The organism is Shewanella sp. Isolate8 (assembly GCF_022398495.1).
Classification (GTDB): Bacteria; Pseudomonadota; Gammaproteobacteria; order Enterobacterales; family Shewanellaceae; genus Shewanella; species Shewanella aquimarina.
Genome location: NZ_JAKEVI010000003.1, coordinates 188,327 through 214,550, shown reverse-complemented (window position 1 = coordinate 214,550; position 26,224 = coordinate 188,327). Strand labels below are relative to the sequence as shown.

The 26,224-nt window shown below is 55.0% G+C and carries 20 protein-coding genes; 9 read left to right on the top strand and 11 right to left on the bottom strand.

Features of this window, described 5'->3' with window-relative positions; all coding sequences use genetic code 11:
* Positions 1-83: 83 nt before the first annotated feature.
* Positions 84-1,061, top strand: coding sequence for a LysR family transcriptional regulator (locus L1D43_RS13405; RefSeq protein ID WP_239852324.1), 978 nt, complete (start codon positions 84-86; stop codon positions 1,059-1,061).
* A complete protein-coding gene (locus L1D43_RS13400) occupies positions 1,048-2,001 on the top strand; it encodes a LysR family transcriptional regulator (protein ID WP_239852323.1) in 954 nt (317 codons plus the stop codon). Before L1D43_RS13405 ends, L1D43_RS13400 begins: the two co-directional genes overlap by 14 nt.
* A gap of 59 nt (positions 2,002-2,060) precedes the next feature.
* On the opposite strand, the gene L1D43_RS13395 is transcribed toward L1D43_RS13400, so the two are convergent.
* From L1D43_RS13395 to L1D43_RS13370, 6 genes are all read right to left on the bottom strand, one after another.
* Positions 2,061-4,277, bottom strand: a complete 2,217-nt coding sequence (locus L1D43_RS13395) for a PAS domain-containing protein (RefSeq protein WP_239852322.1) — start codon at positions 4,275-4,277, stop codon at positions 2,061-2,063.
* Between the two features lie 84 nt (positions 4,278-4,361).
* Positions 4,362-4,964, bottom strand: a complete 603-nt coding sequence (locus L1D43_RS13390; protein ID WP_239852321.1) for a TatD family nuclease-associated radical SAM protein — start codon at positions 4,962-4,964, stop codon at positions 4,362-4,364.
* A gap of 150 nt (positions 4,965-5,114) precedes the next feature.
* Positions 5,115-8,252 carry an efflux RND transporter permease subunit gene (locus L1D43_RS13385; RefSeq protein WP_239852320.1) on the bottom strand — a complete coding sequence of 1,046 codons (3,138 nt, stop codon included), beginning with the start codon at positions 8,250-8,252 and terminating at the stop codon, positions 5,115-5,117.
* Entirely contained in the window at positions 8,252-9,466 is a 1,215-nt protein-coding gene (locus tag L1D43_RS13380; RefSeq protein ID WP_239853221.1) for an efflux RND transporter periplasmic adaptor subunit, read from the bottom strand. Before L1D43_RS13380 ends, L1D43_RS13385 begins: the two co-directional genes overlap by 1 nt.
* Positions 9,467-9,702: 236 nt before the next feature.
* Positions 9,703-10,923, bottom strand: coding sequence for an ATP-dependent RNA helicase SrmB (gene srmB / locus L1D43_RS13375; protein ID WP_239852319.1), 1,221 nt, complete (start codon positions 10,921-10,923; stop codon positions 9,703-9,705).
* Positions 10,924-11,012: 89 nt separating this feature from the next.
* Positions 11,013-11,744 (bottom strand): methyltransferase, encoded by a 732-nt coding sequence (locus L1D43_RS13370; RefSeq protein WP_239852317.1) that lies wholly within the window; start codon positions 11,742-11,744, stop codon positions 11,013-11,015.
* A gap of 457 nt (positions 11,745-12,201) precedes the next feature.
* On the opposite strand from L1D43_RS13370, the gene brnQ reads away from it, so the two are divergent.
* The 4 genes from brnQ (at position 12,202) to recJ (ending at position 17,316) form a co-directional block, all read left to right on the top strand.
* Entirely contained in the window at positions 12,202-13,533 is a 1,332-nt protein-coding gene (brnQ, locus tag L1D43_RS13365) for a branched-chain amino acid transport system II carrier protein (RefSeq protein WP_239852312.1), read from the top strand.
* Positions 13,534-13,615: 82 nt separating this feature from the next.
* Entirely contained in the window at positions 13,616-14,527 is a 912-nt protein-coding gene (gene xerD, locus L1D43_RS13360) for a site-specific tyrosine recombinase XerD (RefSeq protein ID WP_239852311.1), read from the top strand.
* Positions 14,528-14,746: 219 nt separating this feature from the next.
* The gene (dsbC, locus tag L1D43_RS13355; protein WP_239852309.1) at positions 14,747-15,472 is read left to right on the top strand and encodes a bifunctional protein-disulfide isomerase/oxidoreductase DsbC; all 726 of its coding nucleotides are present in this window, start codon (positions 14,747-14,749) and stop codon (positions 15,470-15,472) included.
* A 119-nt stretch (positions 15,473-15,591) separates the two neighbouring features.
* Positions 15,592-17,316 (top strand): single-stranded-DNA-specific exonuclease RecJ, encoded by a 1,725-nt coding sequence (gene recJ / locus L1D43_RS13350; protein WP_239852307.1) that lies wholly within the window; start codon positions 15,592-15,594, stop codon positions 17,314-17,316.
* Positions 17,317-17,451: 135 nt separating this feature from the next.
* Here recJ and L1D43_RS13345 read toward each other — a convergent pair whose 3' ends face one another.
* Entirely contained in the window at positions 17,452-18,336 is an 885-nt protein-coding gene (locus tag L1D43_RS13345; protein WP_239852305.1) for a DMT family transporter, read from the bottom strand.
* A gap of 579 nt (positions 18,337-18,915) precedes the next feature.
* Between L1D43_RS13345 and L1D43_RS13340 the strand changes: the two genes are divergently transcribed.
* Together L1D43_RS13340 and L1D43_RS13335 are read left to right on the top strand one after the other, a co-directional pair.
* A complete protein-coding gene (locus L1D43_RS13340) occupies positions 18,916-19,758 on the top strand; it encodes a hypothetical protein (RefSeq protein WP_239852303.1) in 843 nt (280 codons plus the stop codon).
* A gap of 275 nt (positions 19,759-20,033) precedes the next feature.
* Complete coding sequence (locus L1D43_RS13335; protein WP_345773714.1) at positions 20,034-20,261, top strand: DUF4279 domain-containing protein; 228 nt, start codon at positions 20,034-20,036, stop codon at positions 20,259-20,261.
* 871 nt (positions 20,262-21,132) lie between these two features.
* On the opposite strand, the gene L1D43_RS13330 is transcribed toward L1D43_RS13335, so the two are convergent.
* Positions 21,133-22,290 (bottom strand): membrane dipeptidase, encoded by a 1,158-nt coding sequence (locus L1D43_RS13330; RefSeq protein WP_239852299.1) that lies wholly within the window; start codon positions 22,288-22,290, stop codon positions 21,133-21,135.
* 132 nt (positions 22,291-22,422) lie between these two features.
* A complete protein-coding gene (locus L1D43_RS13325; RefSeq protein WP_239852297.1) occupies positions 22,423-23,094 on the bottom strand; it encodes a type 1 glutamine amidotransferase domain-containing protein in 672 nt (223 codons plus the stop codon).
* A gap of 110 nt (positions 23,095-23,204) precedes the next feature.
* Between L1D43_RS13325 and L1D43_RS13320 the strand changes: the two genes are divergently transcribed.
* A complete protein-coding gene (locus L1D43_RS13320) occupies positions 23,205-24,086 on the top strand; it encodes a LysR family transcriptional regulator (RefSeq protein ID WP_239852295.1) in 882 nt (293 codons plus the stop codon).
* On the opposite strand, the gene L1D43_RS13315 is transcribed toward L1D43_RS13320, so the two are convergent.
* Together L1D43_RS13315 and L1D43_RS13310 are read right to left on the bottom strand one after the other, a co-directional pair.
* The gene (locus tag L1D43_RS13315; RefSeq protein WP_239852293.1) at positions 24,087-24,671 is read right to left on the bottom strand and encodes a TetR/AcrR family transcriptional regulator; all 585 of its coding nucleotides are present in this window, start codon (positions 24,669-24,671) and stop codon (positions 24,087-24,089) included.
* A 12-nt stretch (positions 24,672-24,683) separates the two neighbouring features.
* A complete protein-coding gene (locus tag L1D43_RS13310) occupies positions 24,684-26,108 on the bottom strand; it encodes a coniferyl aldehyde dehydrogenase (protein WP_239852291.1) in 1,425 nt (474 codons plus the stop codon).
* Positions 26,109-26,224: the final 116 nt, after the last annotated feature.

The window sequence follows — 26,224 nt, the reverse complement described above, 5'->3', positions numbered from 1 at the left end:
CATAAACGTAATGCCAGGTGACTTAGCGTACATTAGCTAACGGCACTTAAGCCTAATTTAAGGGCGATTCTTCAAGGAGAGGCATGAGCAAGATTAATACTAATACCCTGTTCAATATTAAAGTGTTTGTCTTACTGTTTGATACCTTAAATGCCACTGAGGTGGCCCAGCAACTCGGGGTGGCATCTTCCAAAGTCAGCCGGAGTTTAAAGGCATTGCGCCACTCCTTCGATGAACCCTTGTTTGTCCGCAGGCAGCATGGTTTCGAACATACGCCTTTTGCCCAGAGTATCTATCCTCACCTGAAGCAGATGTTAGCCCTGTCTGAGGCGAGTCTCTCCTGCGCCAGTAAAGATACCGAGCAGTCTCATAGCGAGCTGACTATTGCCTGTCCGCCCCCTATTTCGCTAAACCTGTTAAGTTATCTTCAGGACAAGGCCTCGCAGCTTAAGCAGCGTTATACCTTCAATATCAAGCCTTGTAGCAATGATATCGACAAGCTGCTTATTCGTCAGAATGTGGATTTAGCCATTACCCTGAGGGCATTTAATTCTGAGCGTCTATCGTCTGACTTTGTCGCGCGGGCAGACGCCTATGTGCTGGTGGGCAACCAGCAGCATCCGATTTTTTATCACGAAGCCCGGGCGGATATTGAGGCTATGCTGCAGTATCCCTATATAAGCTTTAACGGTCATGAGCTGGAGCAGGAGCATGATCCGCTTACCCTCTATGCACTAGACCATGGATTGCCCATTAACCTAGTTGCTAAGGTCTGTTTGCTGTCGGATCTCATGATTCAGCTCGAACGTAGCGATGCATTAACCCTTATCTGTTATCGCGATGCGGTCGCCTTCCTATGTGCTAAGGCGAATCTGTCGGCCCTGGCGTTGCCAGAGGATCAAAACAGGCTACTCAATCGCCGCGCCGATGGTCATCGCCACTACTTAACCAAGCTGAGGGAAGGGGGGAATAGGCCGCCATGGTTGGAGCAGGAGATAGCTTCCTATATCCAGGGGAATGTCATTCTCAACTGTGAAGGAGCTGGCTATGCCAAAGGATAAGCTGCTGGATATTTCCTTAGCGACCATAGAGATATTCTGCCAGGTGTATGTGAAGAAGAACGCCATCGAGGTGGCAAATCATTTAGATCTGTCACAGCCCAAGGTGAGCCGTGCCCTGGCGGCACTGCGCAACGTATTCGATGATCCTTTGTTTATTCGCAGGGAAAGCCAGTTTCAGGCGACAGACAGGGCCCACGACCTATACCCTCTGTTTAACGAGATGCTGGCGTGTCGTCAGCAGGTGGATCTCTTGATGCGAGGTGTGACTGGGGCGGTTCACGACCATGTTGAAATCGCCACCGTGCCTCAGCTGGAGGTCAATTTAACCCAAAGCGTTAAGCAGGCCGCCTATCGTGTCTTTGATAGCGAGTTGATGGTGAGCACGTCCGCCTGGGGCGAGTTAACCCAGCAGCAACTGCTCAACGACGAGATCGCCGCCGCGATCTGTTTCGTGCGGGCAAATGATCGCGCCATCTTGTCTAAATCCGTTATTCAGCATCGTGGTGGCTATCTTGTTGCCAGGGAAGATCATCCCATCTGGTCGGCGCCCAATGTGGATAACATGATCAATTACCCCTTGGTTAAGCTCAGAACCATGCCGTTCCCCGCCAACAAATCGCCGCTGGGAAACTATGCCAAGCGAGTCGGGAAGCAGCTAGAGATCTATGCCACGGCGCCCGACTTGGGTAGTGCGGCCAACAGCCTGCTAAATTCAGATGCCATCATTATCATCGGCGTGAAGGGAGCCGTAAACTTCCTGAGAAACATCAAAGGGCTGCGCGCACAGCAGATAGAGCTTGTGCAGGACAACATCATCTTGGAAAACTTCAGCCACCCCACAGTCTATCTATGGCTAAGGCTCGATGCGAGTGGCAAGGTGACGACGCCATTTTGGCTGCAACACTGCCTGGAAGATTACATCCTTTCCATGCATCAGTAATGCTGATTCCGTCAGGCGTCTAGTGTGGGCTTTCATTTTGCCGCGTTAGTCTTGCTGCGTTAGTTTTGCCGCGTAAACGCCTGGCAAATATTCTGTTCGCCTATCTGCTTGGCGCGCTTGAGCGCCACCTCGGCATTACTCAGGTACTGCTCCAGGTTCTGGCCCGTCTGGTAGCTGGCGATCCCCATGCAGATCCCCGTACCCAGGCCTATCTCGTTGAGACCATTTAACGACTTCACCGCGAAATGGTGGGCATCGTCCGAGTTGGTGTCGGGCAGGATGACGATCAGCTTGCCCAGCTGCCAATGGGACATCTGGTAGTTGACCGGCAGGGTTCTGAGGATATGGATCTCCACCTCGCGCTGACGATTCTCCAGCTGACCTATGTCGCTCATGTGGCTCAGCATGCTCTCGGCGGTGATGTCGATCAGCAGCAGGCTGGAGTGCTCGCGGCTGGTGGCACTGAGAGACTTAAAGTAGTCATCCAGATCCCTGAGGTTGACTAAGATGGCGCTGCGGTGAGGGATGAAGTCGCCCGAGTCCTGCAGCAGGGCACGCTTCTGCGCCTGTTCCAGGGTACAGACGATATGTTCTATCTCACCGGCGGCGTCGAGGTGGCCCTTGAGGGTCGCCTGCAGGCAGGTGTTCTCCTTGCTGTTGGGGTCGCAGAGGATCTGCCCCTTCCAGCTGCCCTGCAGCAAGATCTGCTGGGTGATCCTCGGCCATTGGGAGCTGAGATCGTTGTTGAGCAGCTCGGTGAGGTTCTTGCCCTGAATATCATGGATGGAGACCAGCTGCATGAAGGCCTGGTTGGCCAGCTCCAGCATGCCGTTGGCCTGCACCAGGGCGCAGGGGATGGCATTGTCGTTCAATAGCTCGTTGAGCTTGGCCTGATGCTGGGCCTTTCTGAGCTGCGACACATCCTCGAAGGTCACCAGATAGTATTTCTCCTGACGGCTGCGGCGCGGCGAGCTGGTGACAGTGATGGCCAGATGACTGCCGCCGGGTGAGTCGAAGTCGATGACCCCCTGCCACTTGTTGTTGGCCTCCAGCTGGGCGGCGACCTCGGCGTACTGCTCATTCTCGAACTGCAGGATGCGTTGCAGGTTACGATCTTGCAGCTCGTCCAGGGGCAGGCACAGCAGCTCGGCGGCCTTCTCGTTGGCGGTCATTACCCGGTTCTTGTCGTTGATGATCACGCAGCCGATATCCTGGTGGAACAGGCGGTGAGCCAGTTCTATGCTGTATTCCCGCGAGCGCTGGCCGATGCGATAGGAGTGGCTCAGCAGGATCAGCGCCAGGGCCAGCAGGGTGAGTACCACGGCACCGACGATTAAGATGTTGCGCCACTCGGAGAACAGCTCGGCGATGGCGTCGTTGCGCACATAGGAGACTAGGTAGTATTCCCGGCGCGTCTCATACTGAGTGGTCAGCTCTATCTTGAGGTAGACGAAGGTGGCGTCGTCGCCATGGAACTGGCCGAAGTTGCTCATGGCCATCTTACGCCACAGCGCCGGATAGGTCTGACGCAGGCTGCCGCCCATGGTATCCGGGATGCGGTTGATGGTCGGCTTGCTCTCGGCGCCAGCGTACAGCAGCCCCTGGGTATCGAGCATCATGAGCGGCGACTCGGCGCTAGAGTAGGCGGGCTTGATGCTTTTCAGCATACGAGTCATCGACTGATAGGTCAGCAGGTAGCCGCGCACGCTCTGATCGGGATTCTCAAGCCAGGCCAGCTGATAAAGGTAAGGCTCCAGCTTGCCCTTGATGGGGGTAAACTCCAGCGGCGAGGTGTAGACCTCGTTGCCGCCCATGTTGCGCGCTCCGCCCAGTAGCGAGGGTGGCAGCGGGTCACGGCTAAAGTCGTTGGTGGTGGAGAACTTATACTTGCCCTGGGGATCGAACAGGGCGATATCGAGCAGCTCGGGGATGTTGCGTATCATCACCTCCCAGCTTTCCTGTAGCTTGCGTTGACGCACCTCGCTGGGAATGGTCAGGTAGCGCTTGAGCAGCTCATCGTTGGCAAACATCTGGGTACGAAACTGCTGGAAGGAGACCTTGTCGGCGATCAGGGTGCCGACAGATTGCAGCTCGCTGTATCTCTGGGTCGCCCAATCTTCCTGCAGGCGGCGCTCGCCCAGGGTGATGATGACGTTAGTCAGAAGCAAGACGCTGATCAGCAAGATGATGATCTGGGTGACCACCGAGAAGATGCGTTGCGCAGACCAGTGCAGGCCCTGTCCGGCGATCAGTTGTGGTTGTTTCTGCGTCAGCATTGCAAGCGGTGTTTCCCGAGTGATTTTGCGGCTATGTTAGCATGATTTTCGCCGCAGAACACAGTCGGTTACAAACCGGCAACGCTAGCCGACGACCCCAAGTTTTCTGTGTTTAAATTCAGCCTTGGCCTCACTGACCAGCTCACGGCAGCGGTCGATATCCACACCTTGCAAGCCCTCGATGGCCGACACCTGCACCTGCTCGATATAGTTTGGTGCTTGGCGGATAAAGTCCCACAGCGCCTGATAGGCCCCCTTGAGCTTGGGCTGGCAGTGTGTGAGATAGGCCGCCTCGGTATCGGCGTTGAGGGAGATGGAGAGGGCATCGACCACCAAGGAAAGCTCAGGCAGTATGTTGCGCCGATGAAACAGGTTGCCCAGACCATCCGTGTTGACCCTAACCCGGCCGCCGCGGCGCTTGATCTCCCTTGCCACCTCGAGCAGGGTGGCCAGGTTGAGCGTCGGCTCTCCATAGCCGCAGAACACATATTCGTCGAACTGACTGACCTCGCCAAGCAAAGGGATGATCTCCTCGCTCTTGGGTTGATGGTCGAGATCCAGCTGATACTCATGCACCTGCTTGCTGCCGTTATGCTTGGGGCAGAACTGGCAGCGCAGGGTGCAACGTCCCGTGATGTTAAGGTAGCGGCTGTTGCGAATATCGTAGACTAAGGTGGACTGACTCATGGCTCTCACGGGTAAGCTGTGGTGAACAAGCCCCTGGTAGGGCGGCCTGCAAAGGTGATGGCATGAGTCTAGCGCGTTTGACGCGGCGAAAACGTCAGCTGGATCAAAAAGGGAGGCTTAGCCTCCCTTTGAATTTATCTCCACCGTCAATCAGGACTGTTCGCCCTCGATGCGATAGCCGCGGGGTTGCCACCACCAACGGAAGAGGCGTCTGATATCGTTGAGAATGATATAGAGCACGGGGACCAGTACCAGGGTCACCACAGTCGAGAAGAGGATACCGAAGGCCAGCGAGGTGGCCATAGGGATCACTATCTGCGCCTGTAGGCTGCGCTCTAAGATGATAGGCACCAGGCCGACGAAGGTGGTCATAGAGGTGAGGATGATCGCGCGAAAACGATAACAACCTGCGTCTATGGCGGCCTCTTTCAGCGGCAAGCCCTGAGCGCGGGCGCGGTTGACAAAGTCCACCAGGATCAGCGAGTCGTTCACCACCACCCCGGCCAGCGCCACGATACCACACAGGCTGAGGACGCTCATGGAGAGCCCCAGGATGAAGTGGCCGAACAAAGCGCCTATGATGCCAAAGGGGATCACCGACATGATGATCAGCGGCTGGCTGTAGGACTTGAGTGGAATCGCCATCAACGCATAGATGGTGAACATGGCAAAGAAGAAGCCCTGAATTAGGCCAATCATGGCGCTTTGTTCATCGGCGCTGCCACCATCGAGTGTGGTGGAGATGTGGCGATACTTGCTCTCGAGATAAGGCAGGAAATCCTTCTGGATCTCGGCCACCACCTTAGAGGGCTCGACCACGTTCTTGTTGGCGTTGGCGACCACAGTGATGGCGCGGCGGCCATCTACACGGGTGATCGACGAGTAGGAATCACCTAGCTCTATGTTGGCCACGCTAGAGAAGGGCACAGAGGTGCCTTGGGGCGTGCGGATCATCATGTTTTCCAGATGCCCCAGGGTGCGGCGCTGCTCGAGCGGGTAGCGCACCATCACCTTGACCTCTTCCTTGTTGCGCAAAATACGCTGGGCCTCATAGCCGTAGAAGCCGTAACGCACCTGACTGGCCAAGTCCGACAGGGTCAGCCCCAGGGCCTCGGCCTCGGGTTTGATCGCCAGGCGGATCTCGTGGCTACCCGAGGAGTAGTTATCCGAGATGTCATACACCCCCTCGTAGGTGCGCAGCTTCTGTTTCAGCTCGTCGGCGGCTTGAGAGAGCTGCTCCAAGTCGCTCGAGGTGAGCCTGAAGGAGATATCGCCACCGGCGTCATTGGTGCTGGCGTTGATGTTGAGCTTCTTCACCGAGATCAGCTCCGGCAGCGCCTTACGCCATGCATCGGCGATGGTGACGCCGTCCACGTCCCTGTCCTCGCCCTTGGTCAGCTCGGCGAAGATGAAGGCCGAGGTACGCGAGCCCATGTTGATGAAGCTGTGCTTCACCACAGGATAGCCGTACTCGTCTTCCATCTGTTCGTTCATCACATAGAGGGCGTTCTCGATCTCCTTGACCACCTTTAGGGTGTTGGCCTCAGAGCTGCCCACATCCATCTCCAGTCTCACCTGAATGAAGTCGGATGGGATATCGGGGAAGAAGACCCAGCGCACCTTACCGCTGGCGACCAAAGCCACCGAGAGGATGAGCACGCCCACGAAGGTGGCGACCACATTGTATCTGTGCTCGATACAGCGGCCGATGAAGGTGCGGTAGTTATGATGGATAAAGTGTTGCACCTTGTTGTTGAGCGCCATCTTAGCGCGCACAAAGCGGTTGGGATTAGGGTTCGGGCGGCGCGGCTTAAGGTGTGCCAGGTGCGCCGGCAGGATAAGCTTTGACTCCACCAGTGAGAAGGCGAGACAGAGGATCACCACCAGGCCAATCGATTTCCAGATGATCGCCATGGGGCCGGACACCATGAGCATGGGAATGAAGGCGGCTATGGTGGTCAATACGCCGAAGGTGGCGGGCATGGCGACCTTGTGGGCCCCCTTGATCACATTGTCCAGCGAGTGGCCGTGGCGCTCGATCTCCGTATAGGCGCTCTCGCCGATGACGATGGCGTCATCCACCACTATCCCCAGCACCAGAATAAAGGCGAACAGGGTCAGCATGTTGATCGAAAGCGAGAAGGGCTCCAGCGGCATGATCAACATGGCGCCGAGGAAACAGACCGGCAGACCCAGCATTACCCAGAAGGCCAGACGCAGATCGAGGAAGAGGGCCAGTATGATAAACACCAACAAAGCACCGTAGAACATGTTCGACAGCATCATGTTGAGACGGCCCTTGAGGTAGTGGGTCAAGTCGCCCCAGGTATCAAGCTGAGCGGTTGCCGGTAGGGTGGCTCGGCGCTCCTCCACATAGGCCTTCACCTGAGAGGAAATATCCAGCGCGTTCTGATCGTCGACGCTCAGCACCTCTATGATGGCCGCGGGCTTGCCGTTGAAACGGGTATATTCCAGACGCTCCTCGAAGTCGTCGCGTATGTTGGCCACCTCGGGCAGCATGATGCGGCTGCCATCTTTGCGTGTCTTGACCACTATCTTGGCAAAGTCATCGCCCGTGTAGGCCTGGCCCTTGGTGCGCAGCAGTATGTCGCCATCCTCGGCGCGAATCGAGCCGCCGGGCAGGTCGATGGAGGAGTTACGCACCGCCATCGCCACGTCGGCAAAGCTCAGGCCGTACTCGCGTAGCTTGTCTTCCGATACTTCTATGCCTATCTCATAGTCGCGCACACCGGTAACCTGGGCACGGGTAACGGCGGGCAGGGCGGTGATCTCCTCGCGTATGCTCTTGGCCAGCTCCTTCATCTCGTGCAGGTTCATGTCGCCATACACAGAGACCCAGATGACGTTGTTTTCCGGCTTGATGCGGAAGATGTTGGGCTTCTCGATATTGTCGGGGAAGGTGGCGATGGCGTCGATGCGCAGCTTGGCCTCATCGAGGATATCCTGGGCGTCGAAGCCGTCCTCGACCTCAATGGTGACATTACCGGCGCCTTCGCTGGCGACCGAGGTCACCTTCTTGATGCCGCTGATGTCCTGGATAGCCTCTTCGATCTTGATGTTGATCCCCTCTTCGATCTCCTGGGGAGCTGCGCCGGGATAGGCCACGGAAATTTGCAGATAGTTTAGCTCGAAGGAGGGAAAGACCTCCTTGTTGATCAGCAAGGTGCTGAACAGGCCGCCGATCAACAGCGCAAACATCAAGAGGTTGGCCGCCACGCTGTTGCGGGCGAACCAGGCGATAATGCCTTTGTGGGTATTGGTCTCCATTACTGCTCACCTGCTGCCACTAAGGTCTGCTGTTCATCTTCCTCTTTGTCCTTGCTCTGGGACTTGTCCTCTTCGCCAATCACCTTCACCAGCTGGCCGGTGGCCATGTTGTTGATGGTGGTGAGCGAGATGCGCTCGCCATCTTCCAGGCTGTCCTTGATATAGACCTTGTCGATATCGCTGCGCACCACGTTAACCTCACGCATCTCAAGCGTGTTGTCGTCCCGCACCACGGCGACCTGATGATCCCTGACGATATAGCGAGGCAGCTTGACGACTCCCTCGACGGTGCGGCCCTTGATGATGGCGTTGACGAAGCTACCGTATTTCAGCGGCAACTGGCCTTCAGTCTTGTTCTGTCTTAAGTAAGGGTCTTTCACCTCGGCCACCAGATAGACCATGCGGTTGTCGGCGTCGATCACCCCTTCGCTGCGCACTATTTGGCCTGTCCAGTTCACCGTGCGGCCCGCCAGCTCGGCGCTCAGGGTCACCTGAGTATCGGGATTGTCGATAGATTCTAGGTAGGCCAGCTCGTGGTTGGCCAGTGGCAGACGGATCTCGGCGATGCGGGTGTCGTACAGCTCGCCCAGGTTAGTGCCCAGGGTGACATACTGGCCCAGATCTACGTTGCGAGACTTGATGATGCCGTCAAATGGTGCGCGTATGGTGGTACGCTCCAGGTTGCGCTGGGCACGCGCCAGGGCCGCCTCGGCAAATTTGACGTTGGCTTGCTCTTTCTTGAGCTGAGGCACACGCAGACCAAGCTCGGGCGGTACGCCGCCGTCGTAACCCTTCCAGTCCTCTTTGGCCACCTCGCCGCGGGCGATCTCCTCATCCAGCGCCGCCTTGGCCTGGGCCAGGGTGGCCTGAGCCTGCATCAGATCCGCCTCGTAATCCGAGGGTTCGATCTGCGCCAGCATATCGCCGCGCTTGACTATGCCACCGGCGACAAACTTGTCCGAGATGGTCAGCATGCGTCCCTGCACCTCTGTGACCAGCTGGGTCTTGTTCTTGGGGAGCACCACGCCGTAGGAGGGTAGGTTTAATGAAACGGTTTCACTTCGTACCGGCATCACATCCACTATGGGAACCGGCATCTCTTCCTCTTTCTGCTCTGGGGCTTCCTGAGTACTCATCAAGAGGGCGGCAAACAGGCCGAATACGATCAGGATGAGAAAAGGGGGGAAAACTCTTCGTAGGATAATTTTTATCATTGACTTCATGCTATTCCGTGCTGAGCTGAATGCCCTATAAATTACCAGAGTCTCCTCTGTGCGCAAAAGTCTTTTTGTAAATAAATTGTGTCAAATTTACTCTGTTAAACCAATTTAACATATTGAAAATCAAGTGAAGCTGGTGAGGTTTGCTAACGACTTGTTAATTTTTCATAAAAAAAGCGTCCCAGGGGACGCTTCATTGTCGAGACGGCGGGCGTTTGGTAAGCCTAACGCTAGCGTTTCTTCTTGCCCTTCTTGGGGCTCTTCTTGTCGCTGCTCTTCACCTTCTTCTTGGTGGGCACCTTAGCTTCCTTATGCTTAGGGCGCAGCGAGTCGATCACCCGGCGTTTCAGCGGCTGCTCGATATAGCGCTCGATCTTGGCCACCACGCGCATGTCGTGAGCCTCCACCAGAGAGATGGCCGTGCCCTTGTTACCGGCGCGACCGGTGCGACCTATGCGGTGTACATAGGTGTCGGCCGAGCGCGGCATGTCGAAGTTGATCACATGGGTAATGCCATCGATGTCGATACCGCGGGCCGCCACGTCGGTGGCCAGTAGCACGTTAACCTCGCCCTTGGTGAACCGGCCCAGCGCCTGAAAGCGCGCCTTCTGCTCCATGTCGCCACGCATGAAGGCGCAGTGAATACCTGCCTGTTGCAGCTGACCTTCCAGGCTGGCTACGACCTCACGGGTCTTGACGAAGACGATGGCGCGGCTGACCTCTTCACGCTTGAGGATGTCGCACAGCAGGGCAAACTTATGCTCTTTGTCGTCGGCCAAGTGCATCCATTGATGGATCTTGGCCTTCTCGCTGCGAGGCGGCTTGGTTTCTATGGTCACAGGATTGGTCAGCAGCATCTCGGCGAAGCGACTCACGCCGCCGCCTTCCAGGGTCGCAGAGAACAGCATGTTGTGCTTACGCTGCTGCGCCTCGATGGCGATAGACTGCACCGCGGAGGAAAAACCCATGTCCAGCATGCGATCGGCCTCGTCGAGTACCAAGATCTCCACCGATTGGGCGTCGAAGAGTTGCTTGTCCAGATACTCCATGAGACGGCCGGGTGTGGCCACTAGAATATCGATATTTTCCTTGAGCGCCTGCTCCTGCGGAGCGTAAGGCACACCGCCTGTGATGATGGCGATATCCAGCCCAAGGCCGGTGGCCAGGTGGCTGGCGTATCTGTGTACCTGGCTGGCCAGCTCACGGGTTGGAGCGAGGATCAGCACGCGCGCTTGGCCCGAGTAGCGGCGGGGGAAGTCCAGCAGATGTTGCAGCGCCGGTAGCAGGAAGCTGGCGGTCTTGCCTGTGCCTGTCGGTGCCCTCGCCAGGATATCTTTGTGCTCCAGGGCTAGGGGAATCGTCTGTTGCTGGATGGTGGTCGGGGCAAGATGGCCCATGGCCTTGAGCGACTCGAGCAGGGTGTCGTCAAGGTGGAAATCTTCAAATTGCATGCGCTGCGTCTCTCTAAATAATAGCGGCGCATTATACACCCAAACCTGAGTAAAGTGCGAGGCCGCTCGCCTTGCGTCATCGCCGCGCCTTAGAGCTTGAGATAGAAGGCCTGGGTTAGGGCGACCATCGCCTCGCTGTACTCCCCGGAGGCCGTGCGTATGCTGAGGCTTTCTGTCTTAACCTCTGTGCTCGGCGCGTCGTGGCTCAGGCATAGCAGGTGGCGCTGAGGCGCCTTGGTTGGGGTAGTGGTGATATCGACCCTGGCATGGAGCGCCAGCTCGCATTGGGGGAGCAGCGACAGGAACCTGTCCAGGCTGGCAGCCGGCAGGATTAGACTCGCCTGACCCTTTGGGGCCAGCAGGTGCTTGATGGCCCTTAGTAGGTCTTCGAATGCCAGGCTGTCTGTGTGTCTGGCCTGGGCGCGCTTGTCGCATTGGGCCTGAGGACCGTTATCGAAATAGGGCGGATTGCAGAGGATATGATCAAACTGAGCCTGAGTCTGAGTCTGAGTCTGAGTCTGAGCAAGAGGATACCAGTCCAGCAGATCTGTCTGGGTTAGCGTGATGCGATCGCGCCAGGGACTCTGGTCGATGTTGTGCTGGCAGTCCTGCGCCGCAAGTCTATCTATCTCCAACGCCTGTATCATCGCCTCGCTGCGCTGGGCCGCCATCAGGCTAAGCAGACCACTGCCCGCGCCGATATCCAGTATGGTTTTGGCCTGAGCAAGTGGGGCCCAGGCACCGAGCAGGACGCCATCTGTGCTGACGGGCATGCCGCAGTGGCTGTCATCGACGTGAAATTGCTTGAAGGTAAAGGGCATGGCCTGACGTTTGGGGATAGAAACTCTTGGGGCGCATTGTACGTGATTGCGCCAAGGGCAGAAAGTCCGCTGTTACAGGGGCGCAAAACAGTGAATCTTGCTAGGGCTAAATGTTGCCTGGTGTGACGAGTGAAAACAGTGTGTGGCGAGTTTGTTAAAATTAGGCTCTCATTTGCGTCGATCTGTCGCCCTAATCTTGTGTCTCATTAACCTTTTTGCTAATAGTAGGTCCTCTTATCGGGGCTGAAAGCCTTGATTTGAGCCAGGTAAGCCAGTTTGAATGCATTTTTAGCGTTAGTTAATCCTGCTGTCGTTCAAGAAGTAGCCAAGAATGGGCTAGATTTACCACGGAGACGTGTAATAAGAAGTTTACACGCAATGAAGGTCGCGGTCATTAGCCGATAATTTCCACTAAGCGATTAAGATCATTATACAAAGCAGATTAACGGGGCGTTGTGTGCAGAATAATAAATTGAGTATGACGGATACATTGGGCTTAGGTTTCATGACCTTTGCCTTCTTCTTGGGGGCGGGTAACCTGATCTTCCCGCCACTGGCCGGGTTCCTTGCCGGTGAGAATATGTCTTGGGCCATGATTGGCTTCCTGCTGACGGCGGTGACCCTGCCGTTGATCACCCTGATCGCCGTGGCGAAGGCCAATGGCAAGGTGATGGGCCTGCTGCCGCCGCTGGCCGCGACCATGTTGGCAGTCGCCATCTATATCATCATAGGCCCGGCCTTTGCGGCGCCCCGCGCCGGTCTCGTCGCCTATGAGATGGGTTACAAGCCCTTCATCGAAAATGCCGAGGCGAGTTTTGAACTTGCCGGTGTGGTTTTCACCAGCTCACAACTCCTCTACACCAGCATCTTCTTCGGTATCGCCATGCTGCTGTCGCTGTTTCCCGGCAAGCTGCTGGACAGCGTGGGCAAGGTGCTGACTCCTATCATGATCATCCTATTGATGGGCCTGGCGCTCTCTGTGGTGATCCTGCCGGGCGCCGAGGTGGCGCCAGCCGTAGGCGATTATCAGGCGAACCCATTAACCAAGGGGATCATCGAAGGCTATAACACCATGGATACCCTGGCCTCGCTGATCTTCGGCATGCTGATCATCGATCTGCTGCGTAAGAAGGGCGTGGATTCGCCAAGAGAGCAGACCAAGTACCTGGTGCGTGCGGCCTTTATCGCCGCCGGTGGCCTGGCGTTTGTCTATATCTCGCTATTCTATCTGGGCGCGACCGCCGGTGACCTGGCCGTGGGCGCCGATAACGGCGGGGTGATCCTGACCAACTATGTGAATCATCAGTTTGGTGCCTCGGGTCAGCTATTGCTGGCGGCCGTGGTGACCCTGGCCTGTCTGACCACGGTTGTCGGCCTGGTGTCTGCCTGCGCAGAATACTTCAACGAGTTGATGCCTCGCCTCTCCTATAAGCTGCTGGTGGTGGTGATGAGTGTGACCTGCGCCGTGGTGGCGAACGTAGGCCTGGCGCAGCTGATCAGCATCAGCATCCCTGTGCTGGTTACCATCTATCCGGTAGCCATCGCCCTGGTGGCCGTGACTTACCTGACCGAGCGCTTCGCTCAGCCTGCCTTTGCCCACCGCATGGTGCTGAGCGTGGCCCTGGTATTTGGCATCATCGACGGCCTCAAGGCTGCGGGTGTCGACATGAGCGTGTTCGATGTGATGCCACTGTCGGCTCAAGGTATGGCCTGGTTACTGCCGACGGCAATTACCATTTTTGCCTGCTTAGTGGTCAAACGCCCGAGCGGCGAGGCGGTACTCAATTGATGTCGTTTACGCCCATAGCGTAAGATAACGGTGTTAACTCTGAGAGTTAGCACCGTTTTTTTATCTGATAAGGAAGTGTTGCATGTCGGCTCAAGCTCAAGCCCATCATCTGGATCCTCTCATCGAGCCCTTTCTCGATGAGCTCTGGGCCGCCAAGGGGCTGAGCGATCACACACTGCAGGCCTATCGCAGCGACCTGAGTCACTTCGACCGCTACCTTCAAAAGCAGCGCTCCAGCCTGTTGTCGGCCAGTCAGGCCGAGGTGCGGGACTACTTGGCTCAAAGGGTCGAACAGGGTTTTGCCAAGACCAGCAGCGCCAGGTTGCTCAGTAGCCTGAGGCGTTTCTATAAATACCTGCTGGCGAAGAAGCTGATCGAGGTCGATCCCATGGCGATGATCAAGCCGCCCAAGCTGGCACGAAAGCTCCCCGATGCCCTGAGCGAGGCTGATGTGGATCGCCTGCTCAACGAGCCCAACCGGGAAGATCCCGTCGAGGCCAGGGACCGCGCCATGCTGGAGCTGCTCTATGCCAGCGGCCTGCGGGTATCTGAGCTAGTGGGGCTGACGCTGGATCAGATGAGCCTGAGACAAGGCGTGGTGCGTATCGTCGGTAAGGGCAGCAAGGAGCGTCTGGTGCCCTTTGGCGAGCAGGCGGGCGCCGAGATAGAAGATTATCTCAAGGCGGCCAGGTTCGAGCTGCTTAAGGGTAAGGCCAGCGATGTGGTGTTTCCCTCAAAGCGGGGCAACATGATGACTCGCCAGACCTTCTGGCACAGGATTAAGTTATACGCCCAGCGTGCCGGTATCTATGTGCATCTGTCGCCCCATACCCTTAGGCATGCCTTTGCGACTCACCTGCTCAATCATGGCGCGGACTTACGTGTGGTGCAGCTACTGCTTGGCCATAGCGACCTGTCGACGACCCAGATCTACACCCATGTGGCTAAGGCCAGACTGGCGCAGCTGCATCAACAACATCACCCCAGAGGCTGATCTGAATCAGAGAAATGCCCCATGAATGCGCTAAAGTGTGGCGGCCATTGCGATTATTCGTTTGCTTTAGCGACCGTGAGCATGTAACTTTTCTGCCTCAAGGCCGGTCTATAAAAATGACATATTGGTCATAGCAAGTTTTAGTAACAATTTAGGTTGGAATACCGGCAGCCTAATTTGCTTTAATGCTATTAGCCCTAACACCCTATAGGAATTCTAATGAAGTTTACCCGAGCGCTCACCTTAGTTGTTGCCATGGTGGCCACGCCCCTGATGGCGGCATCGAATAACGTGGTCGACAATGGCGACCAGTTGAAGCAGAAATTAACAGACACCTTAGGCGTAGAGGTACAAAGCCTGAGTCAGTCTTCTATTCCAGGCTTGTATGAGGCGATCACTAACCGTGGCGTACTCTATATCAGTAAAGATGGCAGCAAGCTGTTTCACGGCAACCTGTATGATCTCGATAATGGCATGAAGAACCTGACCGAGGCGGCCCTGGCTGGCCCGCGTATGGAAGCGATCAAGCCGTTCGAGCCGAACATGCTGGTCTACAAGGCCAAGAACGAGAAGCATGTGGTCACCGTATTTACCGATATCACCTGTGGCTACTGCCGTAAGCTGCACAACCAGATTGATCAGTACAACGATTTAGGCATCACTGTGCGTTACCTGGCCTTCCCGCGTCAGGGCATACCATCGAAGAACGCCACCGATATGGAAGCCGTATGGTGCTCGGCCGATCCGCTTAAGGCACTAACCGATGCCAAGGCGGGCAAGCAGATCAGCGGCGCCAAGTGTGACGCCAAGATCGCCCAGCAATATAACCTGGGTCAAAGCCTAGGCGTAAATGGCACACCTGCTATCATCCTAGAAGACGGCACCATGATCCCGGGCTATCAGCCGCCCGAGCAGCTGATCCAGGTACTGGATCGCATCCAATAAGTCGCTAACGCGCGAAAAAAGGTGAGCCACGGCTCACCTTTTTTTTGCCCATCTTTTGCTGTGTGTTCAGCGCTGGCTTTGTTATGCTAGCGGCAAGATTTTTAAAGGTTGTTTGAGTCGTGATCCATAAGATAGTGCGCCGCCCCAAGGTAGATGACAGCCATCTGCCGAATCATCTTTCCCCCATCTTAAAGCAAGTCTACGCCAGCCGAGGCTGCACGGCGGACGACTGCGAGTTGGCGCTGGCTAACCTGTTACGCCCCGATACGCTCATGGATGTGGATAAGGCCGCGGCCATCATCGCCGACGCCATGGCCAAGCAGCAATCGATACTGATCGTCGGTGACTTTGATGCCGATGGTGCTACATCCACCAGTGTCTGCCTGCTAGCCCTGAGGATGATGGGGGCGACCAATGTGGATTACCTCATTCCTAACCGTTTCGATTACGGTTATGGCCTCAGCCCTGAGATAGTGCAGGTGGCGCAGCAGATGGGAGCCGAGCTGCTGATCACGGTAGATAATGGCATCTCTTCTATCGAGGGCGTTGCGGCGGCCAAGGCGCTGGGGATGCAGGTGGTGATCACCGACCATCACCTGCCGGGCAAAAGCGTGCCTGAGGCCGACGCGATAGTGAATCCTAACCAACTGGGCTGTAGTTTCGCCAGTAAGGCGATCGCCGGGGTCGGGGTGGCCTTCTATCTCATGTCGGCCCTGCGCGCCGAGCTGCGCAGTCGCGCCTGGTATCAGGCACAGGGCATACAGGAGCCCAATCTCGCGAGCCTGCTGGATATCGTTGCCCTGGGCACAGTGGCTGACGTGGTGTCGCTCGACACCAACAACCGCATCTTGGTGGACGCCGGGCTCAAGCGGGTAAGGGCGGGGCGTTGTCGTCCTGGGATCACCGCGCTCCTCGAGGTCGCCAAGCGCAACACCTCACGCATCGTGGCCTCTGATTTTGGTTTCGCGGTCGGCCCCAGGCTAAACGCCGCCGGCCGTCTCGATGAGATGGCTTTGGGGGTCGAGACCTTGCTGTGTGACGACATGATGCGTGCACGGCGCATGGCGAGCGAGCTGGATGGTCTTAACGCCGAGCGGCGCGAGCTGGAAACCGGCATGCAGCAGGAGGCACTAAAAAGCCTGGAGAGCCTGTCTCTTAATGAGGCTGAGCTACCCTGGGGGATCGCCCTCTACCAGCAAGACTGGCATCAGGGGGTGATAGGTATCTTGGCGTCGCGGATCAAAGACAAATACCACAGGCCGGTGATCGCCTTTGCCGAAGCGGGGGAAGGCGAGATCAAGGGCTCGGCTCGCTCTATTAAAGGCTTGCATATGCGCGACCTGTTAGAGCTGATCAATGCCCGTCATCCTGGAATGATCATCAAGTTCGGCGGCCACGCCATGGCGGCGGGTCTGTCGCTGCGCGCCGGTGAATTCGCGCGTTTCGCCAAGGCCTATGATGAGGCGGTGCGTGAACTGTTAGCGCCCGAGCAGTTGACTGGCGAGATAGTCAGCGACGGCGATCTAAGCCCTGCTCAGCTCAATATGGCGCTGGCCAGAGAGCTTCGCAGCGCTGGTCCTTGGGGGCAAAATTTCCCCGAGCCGATATTTGATGGCGTGTTTCGTATCCTGCAGCAGCGGATTGTGGGTGAGCGTCACCTCAAGTTAGTGCTCGAGAGTGAATGCGGCCAGACCATGGTCGATGCCATCGCCTTTAACGTGGATCTCACCACCTGGCCCGATGCTACCATTCAATATGCCGAAGTTGCCTATAAGCTGGATATCAATGAGTTTCGTGGTAATGAGAGCCTACAGCTCATGGTGGAGCAGATCGAGCCTAAGTAGCCTTGTCATTAAGGCTGGTGCTTACTTTGCCGACAGGCGGTATTTTTTGAAATAGCATCTGATGGCCTTATTCTTGATACGCTTTTGGCTTTCGGCCACGTCCTGTCGCTGAGAGTCAAAGGCGTAATAATACCCCTATTGTTTCTTCGATTTGACTTCATTGCTGGCTCTATTGCCTTGTTTACTCATGACAAACAGTGCGATGCCGCCGAGGACGGCGATGGAGGCGACGAGGAGTCTCGTGGTCATGGCTTCGCCGAGCCAGATAAAGCCGCCGAAGGCGGCAATCACAGGTACGCTAAGTTGCACCGTCGCGGCGGTGAGGGCCGATAGTGAAGGCAGCACAGAGTACCACAGGGCATAGCCCAGCCCCGAGGCGAGGGCGCCTGATGCCACGGCATAGCCAATACCTGTGATGCTGATATTCTGTGAATGGGTAAGCAAAACCAGAGGCAGCAAGGCCATGGGGACGGCGCGGATAAAATTGCCCGCCGTGGCCAAAGTTGGGCGCTTAGTGCCGCGACCTAGCAGGGAGTAGATGCCCCAGGAAACCCCGGCGATTATCATCAGCACGGCGCCGAGTAGGGGCGGAGCACTTACGCCGGGGAGCACGAGCCAGACCAAGCCACCGCCCGCCAGCATGGCTCCCAATACCTGTTTGCGATTTATCCGTTCGCCCGCCCATAAACCGTAGAGGATCATGGTGATCTGCACCGCACCAAACAGTAATAAGGCGCCTGTCCCTGCGCTCAGGCTGTTGTAGGCAAAAGAGAAGGCAACCGCGTAGCCAAATAGCGCCGCGGCCGACAGCCAGTTGCCGCCAAGGCCGCTTGCGCGAATCTGACGCGATGCGATTAGCCCGAGTACCAGGGCGCCGGAGGCGATACGTATCAGGGTGAAGCTGGCCGCATCGATACTGTCTGTCGCCAATGCCTCACGGCAGAAGAGCGAGTTGGCCGCGAATGCCAGCATGGTGACTGAGGTGAGTAACAGTAGGCGTAGCCGTGAAAGTTCGGGCATGGTTAACCTTATGGTTGGGGGGGGAGCGAGTCATATTCGTTATTTATTTCAGTGTATCGCGGGATTGACCGTTTGCCACGGTGTTGAGGGTTAATGGTTTGGCATTCAGCGGTATAGGAGTTTATTGAGTGAATTGAAGGTTGAACCTTCATGGTTATCTATCACCTGCGGTGGGCTTATGTGCAAACACGTTTTTGGCACGCCACGAGCATCCATGTGGGCTCTGCGAAATCATCCCTGATTTCGAAGGCCAAAAACGTGTTTACACTCGGTATCTAACGTCTCTTCGATTTGACTGCATTTATTGCCGATAGACAGGAAAACTTAGTGCATCTTAGCCACTTTGTTTGCTATAGGTGGCAAACTGAGTGAATGAAAAAATCATTAATTTCATGCGTTTAAATTTAAGCTCGCTAGGTGGGAGGTTTGGAAAAGCGCATGCACGTTTTTCTGGATGGTGTATTTGAAGTAAAGGTGATAACTTCTTTACAATACAATCAGTTAACAATGCGCGTTTCACTACTTTAATGACGTAAACGCGCATGCGCACTTATAAGCTGTTAGCTTTCAGGAGGTATCGTGGAAAGAGTTCCCGTTTACTTGGATAGTAATGTCATCATTGATATGGCCGATGGGCGAGAGAACGATCTCCTTGGGTTAGTCATGAGGAGCATTTATGAAGGACCATACTGTTATCCATTTTCCGCAGAGCAAATTTCTGAAATTACAGACAACGAAAGGCAAGCTAGAAACGAATCTAGGCTGATGCTGTTATCTGACATAAGCCGTAATGTTTATTTTGAACATAGTATCAATAGTCTTCAATTTCGTACTGAGTCTACTACGCAGGTTTATGGAACGATCAACGAAGTGTCATTATCTCAAAATTGGGAAGCTGATTTTGACAACTTTATTTCGTTCGAGCAGCAGTTAGAGGCTAGAACTGCTTATGGTCTATCAACGGATGACCTAAATAATCTATCAGCTGAAGAAGCAATGACCAAGATAAACTCGGCACTATCAAATTACGAGTATGAGCTTGAAGAAGGACAAATAGATCCTCCTAGATCGCTTGACGATATGATGGATTACTCTGAACAGAATATGCGAGAGCATTTCTCCCAGCTATGGGCGTCAATGGGCACAAATATAGAATCTCAGCTTCGGAACGGTAAATTAGTTAGTTTGTTTTCATTGATTGATACATTCGGCTTCTGGAGTGACTCAAAGAGGACGTACAAAAAAGGTTCTCGATTAGCTGATAGTCGTCACGCATTCAACGGGTCCTATTTTAAGTGTGTAGTATCGAGGGATAAACGGCTTCTAAAAAAATCAGAGGCAGCATATAAGTATTTAGGCATTACGACACAATGCTTTCATACAGATGAATTCAAAGCGCATTTATATGATTTGCTTTCGTAACAAAGCCTGGCACAGCGACGGTTTTTCCATTGCGGCTTCGCCTCCACTACAAAACCGCGAGTGTTGGCGGCGTTAGGTTTCAAGGAGTATTCAGTGAATACCAATGAGGGGAGAGTATATTTTGCTTTAGATGGTGATGATTTTGATCCTGATGAAGTGACCAAATTTATTGGAATAGAACCAACTTCAATAATGAGGAAGGGTAGCAAAGCTGGCGGTAAACTACCGAAAAAAGTTCTTGGACTGTTTCTACTGAAGACGTTGTTAACGAGTACATTGATGTTTTCGAGATGGCCACTGAAATCGTCAATATACTTAAACCTAGAAAAGAGCTGATTATTCAGGCGATTGAGAAGTTTAAAGTTAAGCCAAGATTAGAGGTTGTTCTTTGGTTTTCTATTAACGAAGAGCACTCAACACCTGCGATTGGCTTTGAAACAGAAACGGTATCTTTTTTAGGTGAAATCGGTGCATTCATAGACATAGATACGTACAAACATTAAAAGGTAACAAGAGGCTCCACCGGACACATTTTGGTGTGTAGTGGTCAATTAAAACTGATGACTTTATCTAACATACATGAATTTGCCAGATAAAATGGACTTAGTCGCACTGAAGCTCAGGCCCTATAGAAGCCGGCTGTTGATTGGTTTATTGGCAAGCCTAGTACCGATATTAAAGTTTATGGTTATCCCTCTGATCAATGGAATCGAACCTAGTGAAAAGGAAATTAAGTTTGTTTTTCTTAGTGGATTGGTCTTGTTCTGGTGTTTTGGGTTGTTGTTATTAAGCTTTGACTTTGGAGATAAGAAGAGAAGTAGGTTTTTTCCTACATTTAGTGCTTTAGGTCGCTGGTATGGGGCAATTTTTATCTTTGTATGGCTTGGTATTCTTACTTGCTTAAGCATTATTATACCGGTGGTGTTGATTGTAAGTTAGCTCTGCCATTAACTAGAGCTTTTGTTGTCCATAGACATTTTAATTTTGAATCCGTGAGTTAAAGCCAATTATCTCACAAGCTTGTATCCAGAAATTTTCCATTAAGGTCAAATCGAAGAGACGGATAACTGGGTGTAAACACGCTTTTGGCCTTCGAAATCAGGGATGATTTCGCAGAGCATCCAAGGATGGACTTGCTGCGTGCCAAAAGCGTGTTTGCACAGTAGGTCGTTCATTCACATCCATGTGATCACGACATTGGTGCCTCCATGCACTGCACCTGCCGCAGGCAATTGATACACCATGCTGTCTTGGTTAAAGGATGCCTTTCATATACGAAATCGGGTAGATGTTCTAAAAGGAAACTTTAAGAAAGCGTCATTAGGCTGGCCGCTAACCAGCCTAGGTAAGAGTAACCAGCCTGGGTCAGAGGGACTAGCCTAGTACCTCGGTCAACACCCGCTGCCAGTTCCCGCCCATGATCTTGGCGCGATCGCCGCTGCTGAATCCGGCGTGGGATAGGGCGGTGTCGATGCGCTCCATGCGCTCGATATGGTTAAGTGCGGGGATCACCACGTGCTGAGGTTCGTGGTCGAAGCCGAGTACACCCCGTGCCCGCACGCTGTGCCACCACTCGATATATTGTTTCACCCCTTCGGCGTTGTCGTTGCCTAGCTTGAGCAGATTTTCATGACCTCGCAGCGGATAGTCGTTGGCAATTGCCACGGCATCTATGCCGCCTACCTTGACCACGTGCTTGAGCTGCGCCAGGTAGTGCTCAGTAGTGGGTGTGTGATCGGTGGTGAGCCAGAAGGTCATCATGAAGACGCCGAACAGGCCGCCGGTGTCGGCGATAGCCTTAATCACCGCATCGGGTGAGCAGCGGGCGTGATTGACAATGGCGCGCACGGCGCCGTGGCTCTGCACTATGGGCGCGCGGCTGGCCCTGGCGCTATCTAGTGCCGACTGAGGGCTGGAGTGGCTGACATCGAGCAGCATCCGCTTGCTGTTGAGCTTGTCGATTAGCTGATGGCCGGCCTGGGTGAGCGGTAGGTTGAGCCCCTGCTTGCCGTCGTTGTCCAGTGCGCCGCCGCTAAACAGGTTGCCATAGTGGTGGGTAAGCTGCAGTACCCTAAGGCCGCGCTCATAAAACTCATCCACCTGATTGAGATCTTGATTTATGCTCTGCTCGACGCAGTCGGCGCCCTGAATTTGAAAGAAGACGGCAGTGCGCCCGCTTTCGTGGGCGGTCTGAATATCTTTGGCGCTGCGCCCCAGTATCACCTTGTCTGGGTTGGCATTGACCCGCTCTAAGGCCTCGCCGATGCTCTTGACGCAGGCATTGTAGGTGCGCTTGTAGTTGGTGGTGCCATCGGCCTGTTCTATGGCCTCGATGGCGGAGATATCACACAGGTAGGCATCGAGCTTTGAGGCGTGCAGATCGGCTAAATCTTCGGGCAGAAAAGAGAGGCCATCGATATAGAGGGGCTTCCCTACGGTTTTAGCCCAGCCATTCAGGGGCGAAAACTGAGTTAACAAGCCCGCTGCGGCCAAGGCTTTGAGTAGCTGACGTCGCTGAATTTCTACAGGCATGTTGTGCTCCCTTATGATGAACCCGGCAAACTAATATGAATTAAGTTGCTGATACTAACATCAAAAGAGTGAACCGTGGAGCGCTGGGTGACACTCATGGCCATCGTAGTGACCATGAGTGCCTGCCTGGGATTAGGCGAAGTGCGCGCCAATGGCCTTACCGACTGCGCCTGCACTGGCGGGGTTTTGTCCCGTGATAAGCCTGTCATCCTCGATGACAAAAGCGTTCCAGGGTTGCACCTTGTTATAGCGCTTGGCACTGCGGGTGAGGGCTTCTTCGAGCAGGAAGGGGATTTTATCGATAGTACCGTAGTCGACCTCTTCTTCGCGGGTAAAGCCGGTAACAGACTTATCGGCAATGAGTTTTTGCCCTGTGCTCAAGGTGATGGGGAGCAGGCCAGCAGGCCCATGACAGACCGCGCCTATGATGCCGCCATTTTCGTAGTGCGCAGCACTGAGACGAGCAACCTCTTGGTTATGAGCTAAATCCGACAATAGACCAAATCCGCCGGGGTAGTAGATGGCGCTGTATTCTTGGATGTCGATCTGTGAGGCTGGAATGGTGTTGTTGACCCGGCTGATGAAATCGGCGTCTTGCAGCATAGAGGCGTTAATCTCATCGCCTTCGATATCTGTGCCATACAGTGGTGCCTTGCCGCCGTTAATTGACACCAGATCATAATCCAAACCTGCGGCTAACAGCTCATGCAGGGCGTGGGTGAGTTCAGGGGCGAAGGTGCCGTTGGCCTCATCGGTATCGCCTAGGGTCGCGTGGTTTGTCAAATAGATAAGTACTTTTTTCATGATGCAATGTCTCTGTTACTGAAAGTGGACTCATTGTAATTCTTCCCCTGTATGGCGATAATCCTGCTTAATGGCAAATTAATATTGTTATATGGCAATAATGGTGGTTCATGGATAGCTTTGAGGGAATTGTCGAATTTGTAGCTGTTGCCGAGTCTAACGGTTTTTCTGCGGCGGCTCGTCAACTGGGACTTTCTACCAGTCATGTCAGTCGTCAGGTGGCAAGACTCGAGGCGCGTTTGGGCTGCGCCCTGTTTGCGCGTACTACACGCAGTGTCAGTCTGACTCAGGCCGGGCAGGGCTATTATCGTCAGTGTCAGAATCTGTTGGTGGGACTTAGGCAAGCAAATGAGGAGGTGACTCAGCAGCAGTTGCAGCTAAGCGGCACGCTGAGAGTCAGTGCCGCAGGTGCCTTTGCTGAGCAGTATATTGCGCCGGTATTGATTGACTTTGCAAGGCAGCATCCAGCGTTGACGATAGAGATGGACTTCAATAGTCGTATGGTCAATTTTGTCGAAGACGGTATCGATTTCGCCATTCGTTTTGGGGCGCTTAAAGATTCGGGGCTGGTGGCGCGTAAGCTGGCGAATCGAGACATGATGGCCGTGGCCAGTCCTCAGTATCTGGCTGAGTTTGGCGTTCCCAAGACGCCGCAGGATCTTAGACTGCATAGTTGCATCATCTCGAACAATGATCACTGGCTGTTCCAGCAAGGGGATGGCGAGCTGAGCATTAAGGTCGAGGGACGTTGGCGCAGTAATAATGTGCCTGCCGTGATTGCGGCGGCAGAGCAACACCAGGGTATCGCCTACCTGCCCAAGAGTAGCTTTATTGTGCCGCTAGCCAAGGGCAGTCTGGTACCTGTATTGTCCTCATACTGGAATCGGGGGATCACCAGCTGGATTGTCTATCAAAATCGTCGTTTCTTGCCGATGCGGGCGCGAATGGCTATAGACCATCTGTTAGCACACTTTGCCGATTGGCAGGAGTGATTACCGCGCGGCCATCGCATTCCAAAACAGGGCGAAGCTAGCGGTGCGCTGCTCTTCATCCTGCCAGCGTTCTGGGTGGTCGGCGAAGTAGCGGGTGGCGGCCAGGTACTGGCCGTGACAGTTGTCCTGCATCAGATCCTGGGGGAAGTCGGCAAGCAAGCCTTGTGCCTGACCCTGGCGGATAAGCGCGCCGATGAAGCCTAAGATGCTGTGCATCGCCTGATCGCGTACCGACTGTTCGACCGTCGGCGACATAGAATAGAGCTGAAAAAAGGCCTGTTTCAGCGGGTTGTCTATGGCCCAACTGAGCGCGGCAAACCAGAGTTGTTCGGCATCTTTCTTGAGATCGCCACGCTTATTTACCGCAGATTGTATCGCGTCGGCAAACTCCTGCTTGACGCTGAGAAACAGCTGCTCAAGCAGCTGCTCCTTCGAGGGGAAGTGGTGAAACAGGGTGCCAGTAGCCACCCCCGCCTCCCGTGCTATGGTGGCGGTGCTGGTGCCATGAAAGCCCTGACTAACGAACAGCTGCAGGGCGGTATCCAGAATAGCCTGTTTCTTGGTGCGTTTGCTACCGGCTGTCATCCGCGGCGCCCCTTAGCGTAAAAATAGCTTCATCAGCATACGCTGGATGGCAGTGCCGTAAGGCGGGTGCACCAGCTTGCCCGTGTTCAGCTTGCCGCGGCTTAGTATGGTCTTGGCATGGCTAAAGGTGAGGAAGCCCTCTCTGCCATGGTAGTGGCCCATGCCCGAAGGACCTATGCCACCAAATGGCGCATCGTCCGCCGCCACATGAAATACGGTCTCGTTGATGCACACACCGCCCGAGTGGGTCTGGTTGAGTAGACGCTGTTGGGTATCGCTATCGAAGCTCATGATATAGAGCGCCAGCGGACGAGGGCGGTCATTCACATAATCGATCGCCTGCTCCAGGTTGTCATATTCGATGATGGGCAGCAGTGGGCCGAAGATCTCCTCCTGCATCACCCGCATCTGCTCGTTTACCCCAGTTATCAGCTGCACCGGCAGTTTGCGGCTGCCGGGTGCCATGGTTTCGCCGCTGGTGGGGGTGACCCTGGCACCGAGGTCGACGGCATCTTGCAATACCGCCTGCAGGCGGTCGAACTGGCGTTGGTTGATGATGGCGCCGTAGTCCGGGTTCTGACCTATTTCACCATACATCTGCTTGAAGCGCCTGATGAAGGCCTGCACGAAGGCCTCGCTCTGCCCCTTGGGGAGCAGCACATAGTCGGGGGCGACACAGATCTGCCCTGCGTTGAGGCACTTGCCGTAGATCATCCGCTCCACGGCGGTATCCAGCGGCATATCCGGGGCGATGATCACCGGCGACTTGCTGCCGAGCTCCAGGGTGACCGGGGTGAGGTTGTCGGCGGCGGCGCGCATCACATGGCGGCCAACCGTGGTGGAGCCAGTAAACAACAGGTGATCGAAGGGTAGCGCGGAGAAGGCGGCGGCGACCTCGGCCTCACCTTCGACCACGGCCACCTGGGTTTCGTCGAAAATCTCGGCCAACATCTGCTTGAGTGCCTTGTTGGTCTCAGGGGTGAATTCAGACAGCTTGAGCATGGCGCGGTTACCGGCGGCCAGCGCTGTGATGAGGGGGCCGATGGAGAGCATCACGGGAAAGTTCCACGGCACTATGATGCCGACCACACCCAGAGGCTGATACTGCACCTGTACCTTGGCGGGCGCCAGCAGTATGCCCGCGTGGCGACGGCTGGGCTTCATCCAGTCCTTGAGCTTCTTCAGGGTGTAGTTGATGTTGTTGACGCAGGGCATGATGTCGGAGATGCGGCTGTCATCAGGAGATCTGTGGCCATAGTCGGCATTGAGGGCCTCGACGATCGCCTCTTGATGGCTTAGCAGTGCCTGCTTGAGGGCGATAAGCTGGGCCTCGCGTTGCTGCCTAGAGGGGGCGCCTTGCTCACGGAAGCTGGCCTTCTGCCTCGCCAGCAATTGGTTGAGGTCTTGGCCGACATCTAGGTTGGCGGGCATGTTCATTGTGCTTATCCTCTATTGGTTACTGACGTTGAGCGTTCGAATGTTGACGTCTCTTCTGCCAAGCCGGATCTGGAGTCAGATGGTCAAAATACAAAACCGACTGATTAGTCGGTCTA

Excerpts from the sequence above, each read along its gene's own strand:
- L1D43_RS13405 (WP_239852324.1), top strand. The coding sequence starts at position 84 with ATGAGCAAGATTAATACTAATACCCTGTTCAATATTAAAGTGTTTGTC.
- L1D43_RS13400 (WP_239852323.1), top strand. The coding sequence starts at position 1,048 with ATGCCAAAGGATAAGCTGCTGGATATTTCCTTAGCGACCATAGAGATA.
- L1D43_RS13395 (WP_239852322.1), bottom strand. The coding sequence starts at position 4,277 with ATGCTGACGCAGAAACAACCACAACTGATCGCCGGACAGGGCCTGCAC.
- L1D43_RS13390 (WP_239852321.1), bottom strand. The coding sequence starts at position 4,964 with ATGAGTCAGTCCACCTTAGTCTACGATATTCGCAACAGCCGCTACCTT.
- L1D43_RS13385 (WP_239852320.1), bottom strand. The coding sequence starts at position 8,252 with ATGGAGACCAATACCCACAAAGGCATTATCGCCTGGTTCGCCCGCAAC.
- L1D43_RS13380 (WP_239853221.1), bottom strand. The coding sequence starts at position 9,466 with ATGATAAAAATTATCCTACGAAGAGTTTTCCCCCCTTTTCTCATCCTG.
- srmB (WP_239852319.1), bottom strand. The coding sequence starts at position 10,923 with ATGCAATTTGAAGATTTCCACCTTGACGACACCCTGCTCGAGTCGCTC.
- L1D43_RS13370 (WP_239852317.1), bottom strand. The coding sequence starts at position 11,744 with ATGCCCTTTACCTTCAAGCAATTTCACGTCGATGACAGCCACTGCGGC.
- xerD (WP_239852311.1), top strand. The coding sequence starts at position 13,616 with ATGTCGGCTCAAGCTCAAGCCCATCATCTGGATCCTCTCATCGAGCCC.
- dsbC (WP_239852309.1), top strand. The coding sequence starts at position 14,747 with ATGAAGTTTACCCGAGCGCTCACCTTAGTTGTTGCCATGGTGGCCACG.
- L1D43_RS13345 (WP_239852305.1), bottom strand. The coding sequence starts at position 18,336 with ATGCCCGAACTTTCACGGCTACGCCTACTGTTACTCACCTCAGTCACC.
- L1D43_RS13330 (WP_239852299.1), bottom strand. The coding sequence starts at position 22,290 with ATGCCTGTAGAAATTCAGCGACGTCAGCTACTCAAAGCCTTGGCCGCA.
- L1D43_RS13325 (WP_239852297.1), bottom strand. The coding sequence starts at position 23,094 with ATGAAAAAAGTACTTATCTATTTGACAAACCACGCGACCCTAGGCGAT.
- L1D43_RS13320 (WP_239852295.1), top strand. The coding sequence starts at position 23,205 with ATGGATAGCTTTGAGGGAATTGTCGAATTTGTAGCTGTTGCCGAGTCT.
- L1D43_RS13315 (WP_239852293.1), bottom strand. The coding sequence starts at position 24,671 with ATGACAGCCGGTAGCAAACGCACCAAGAAACAGGCTATTCTGGATACC.
- L1D43_RS13310 (WP_239852291.1), bottom strand. The coding sequence starts at position 26,108 with ATGAACATGCCCGCCAACCTAGATGTCGGCCAAGACCTCAACCAATTG.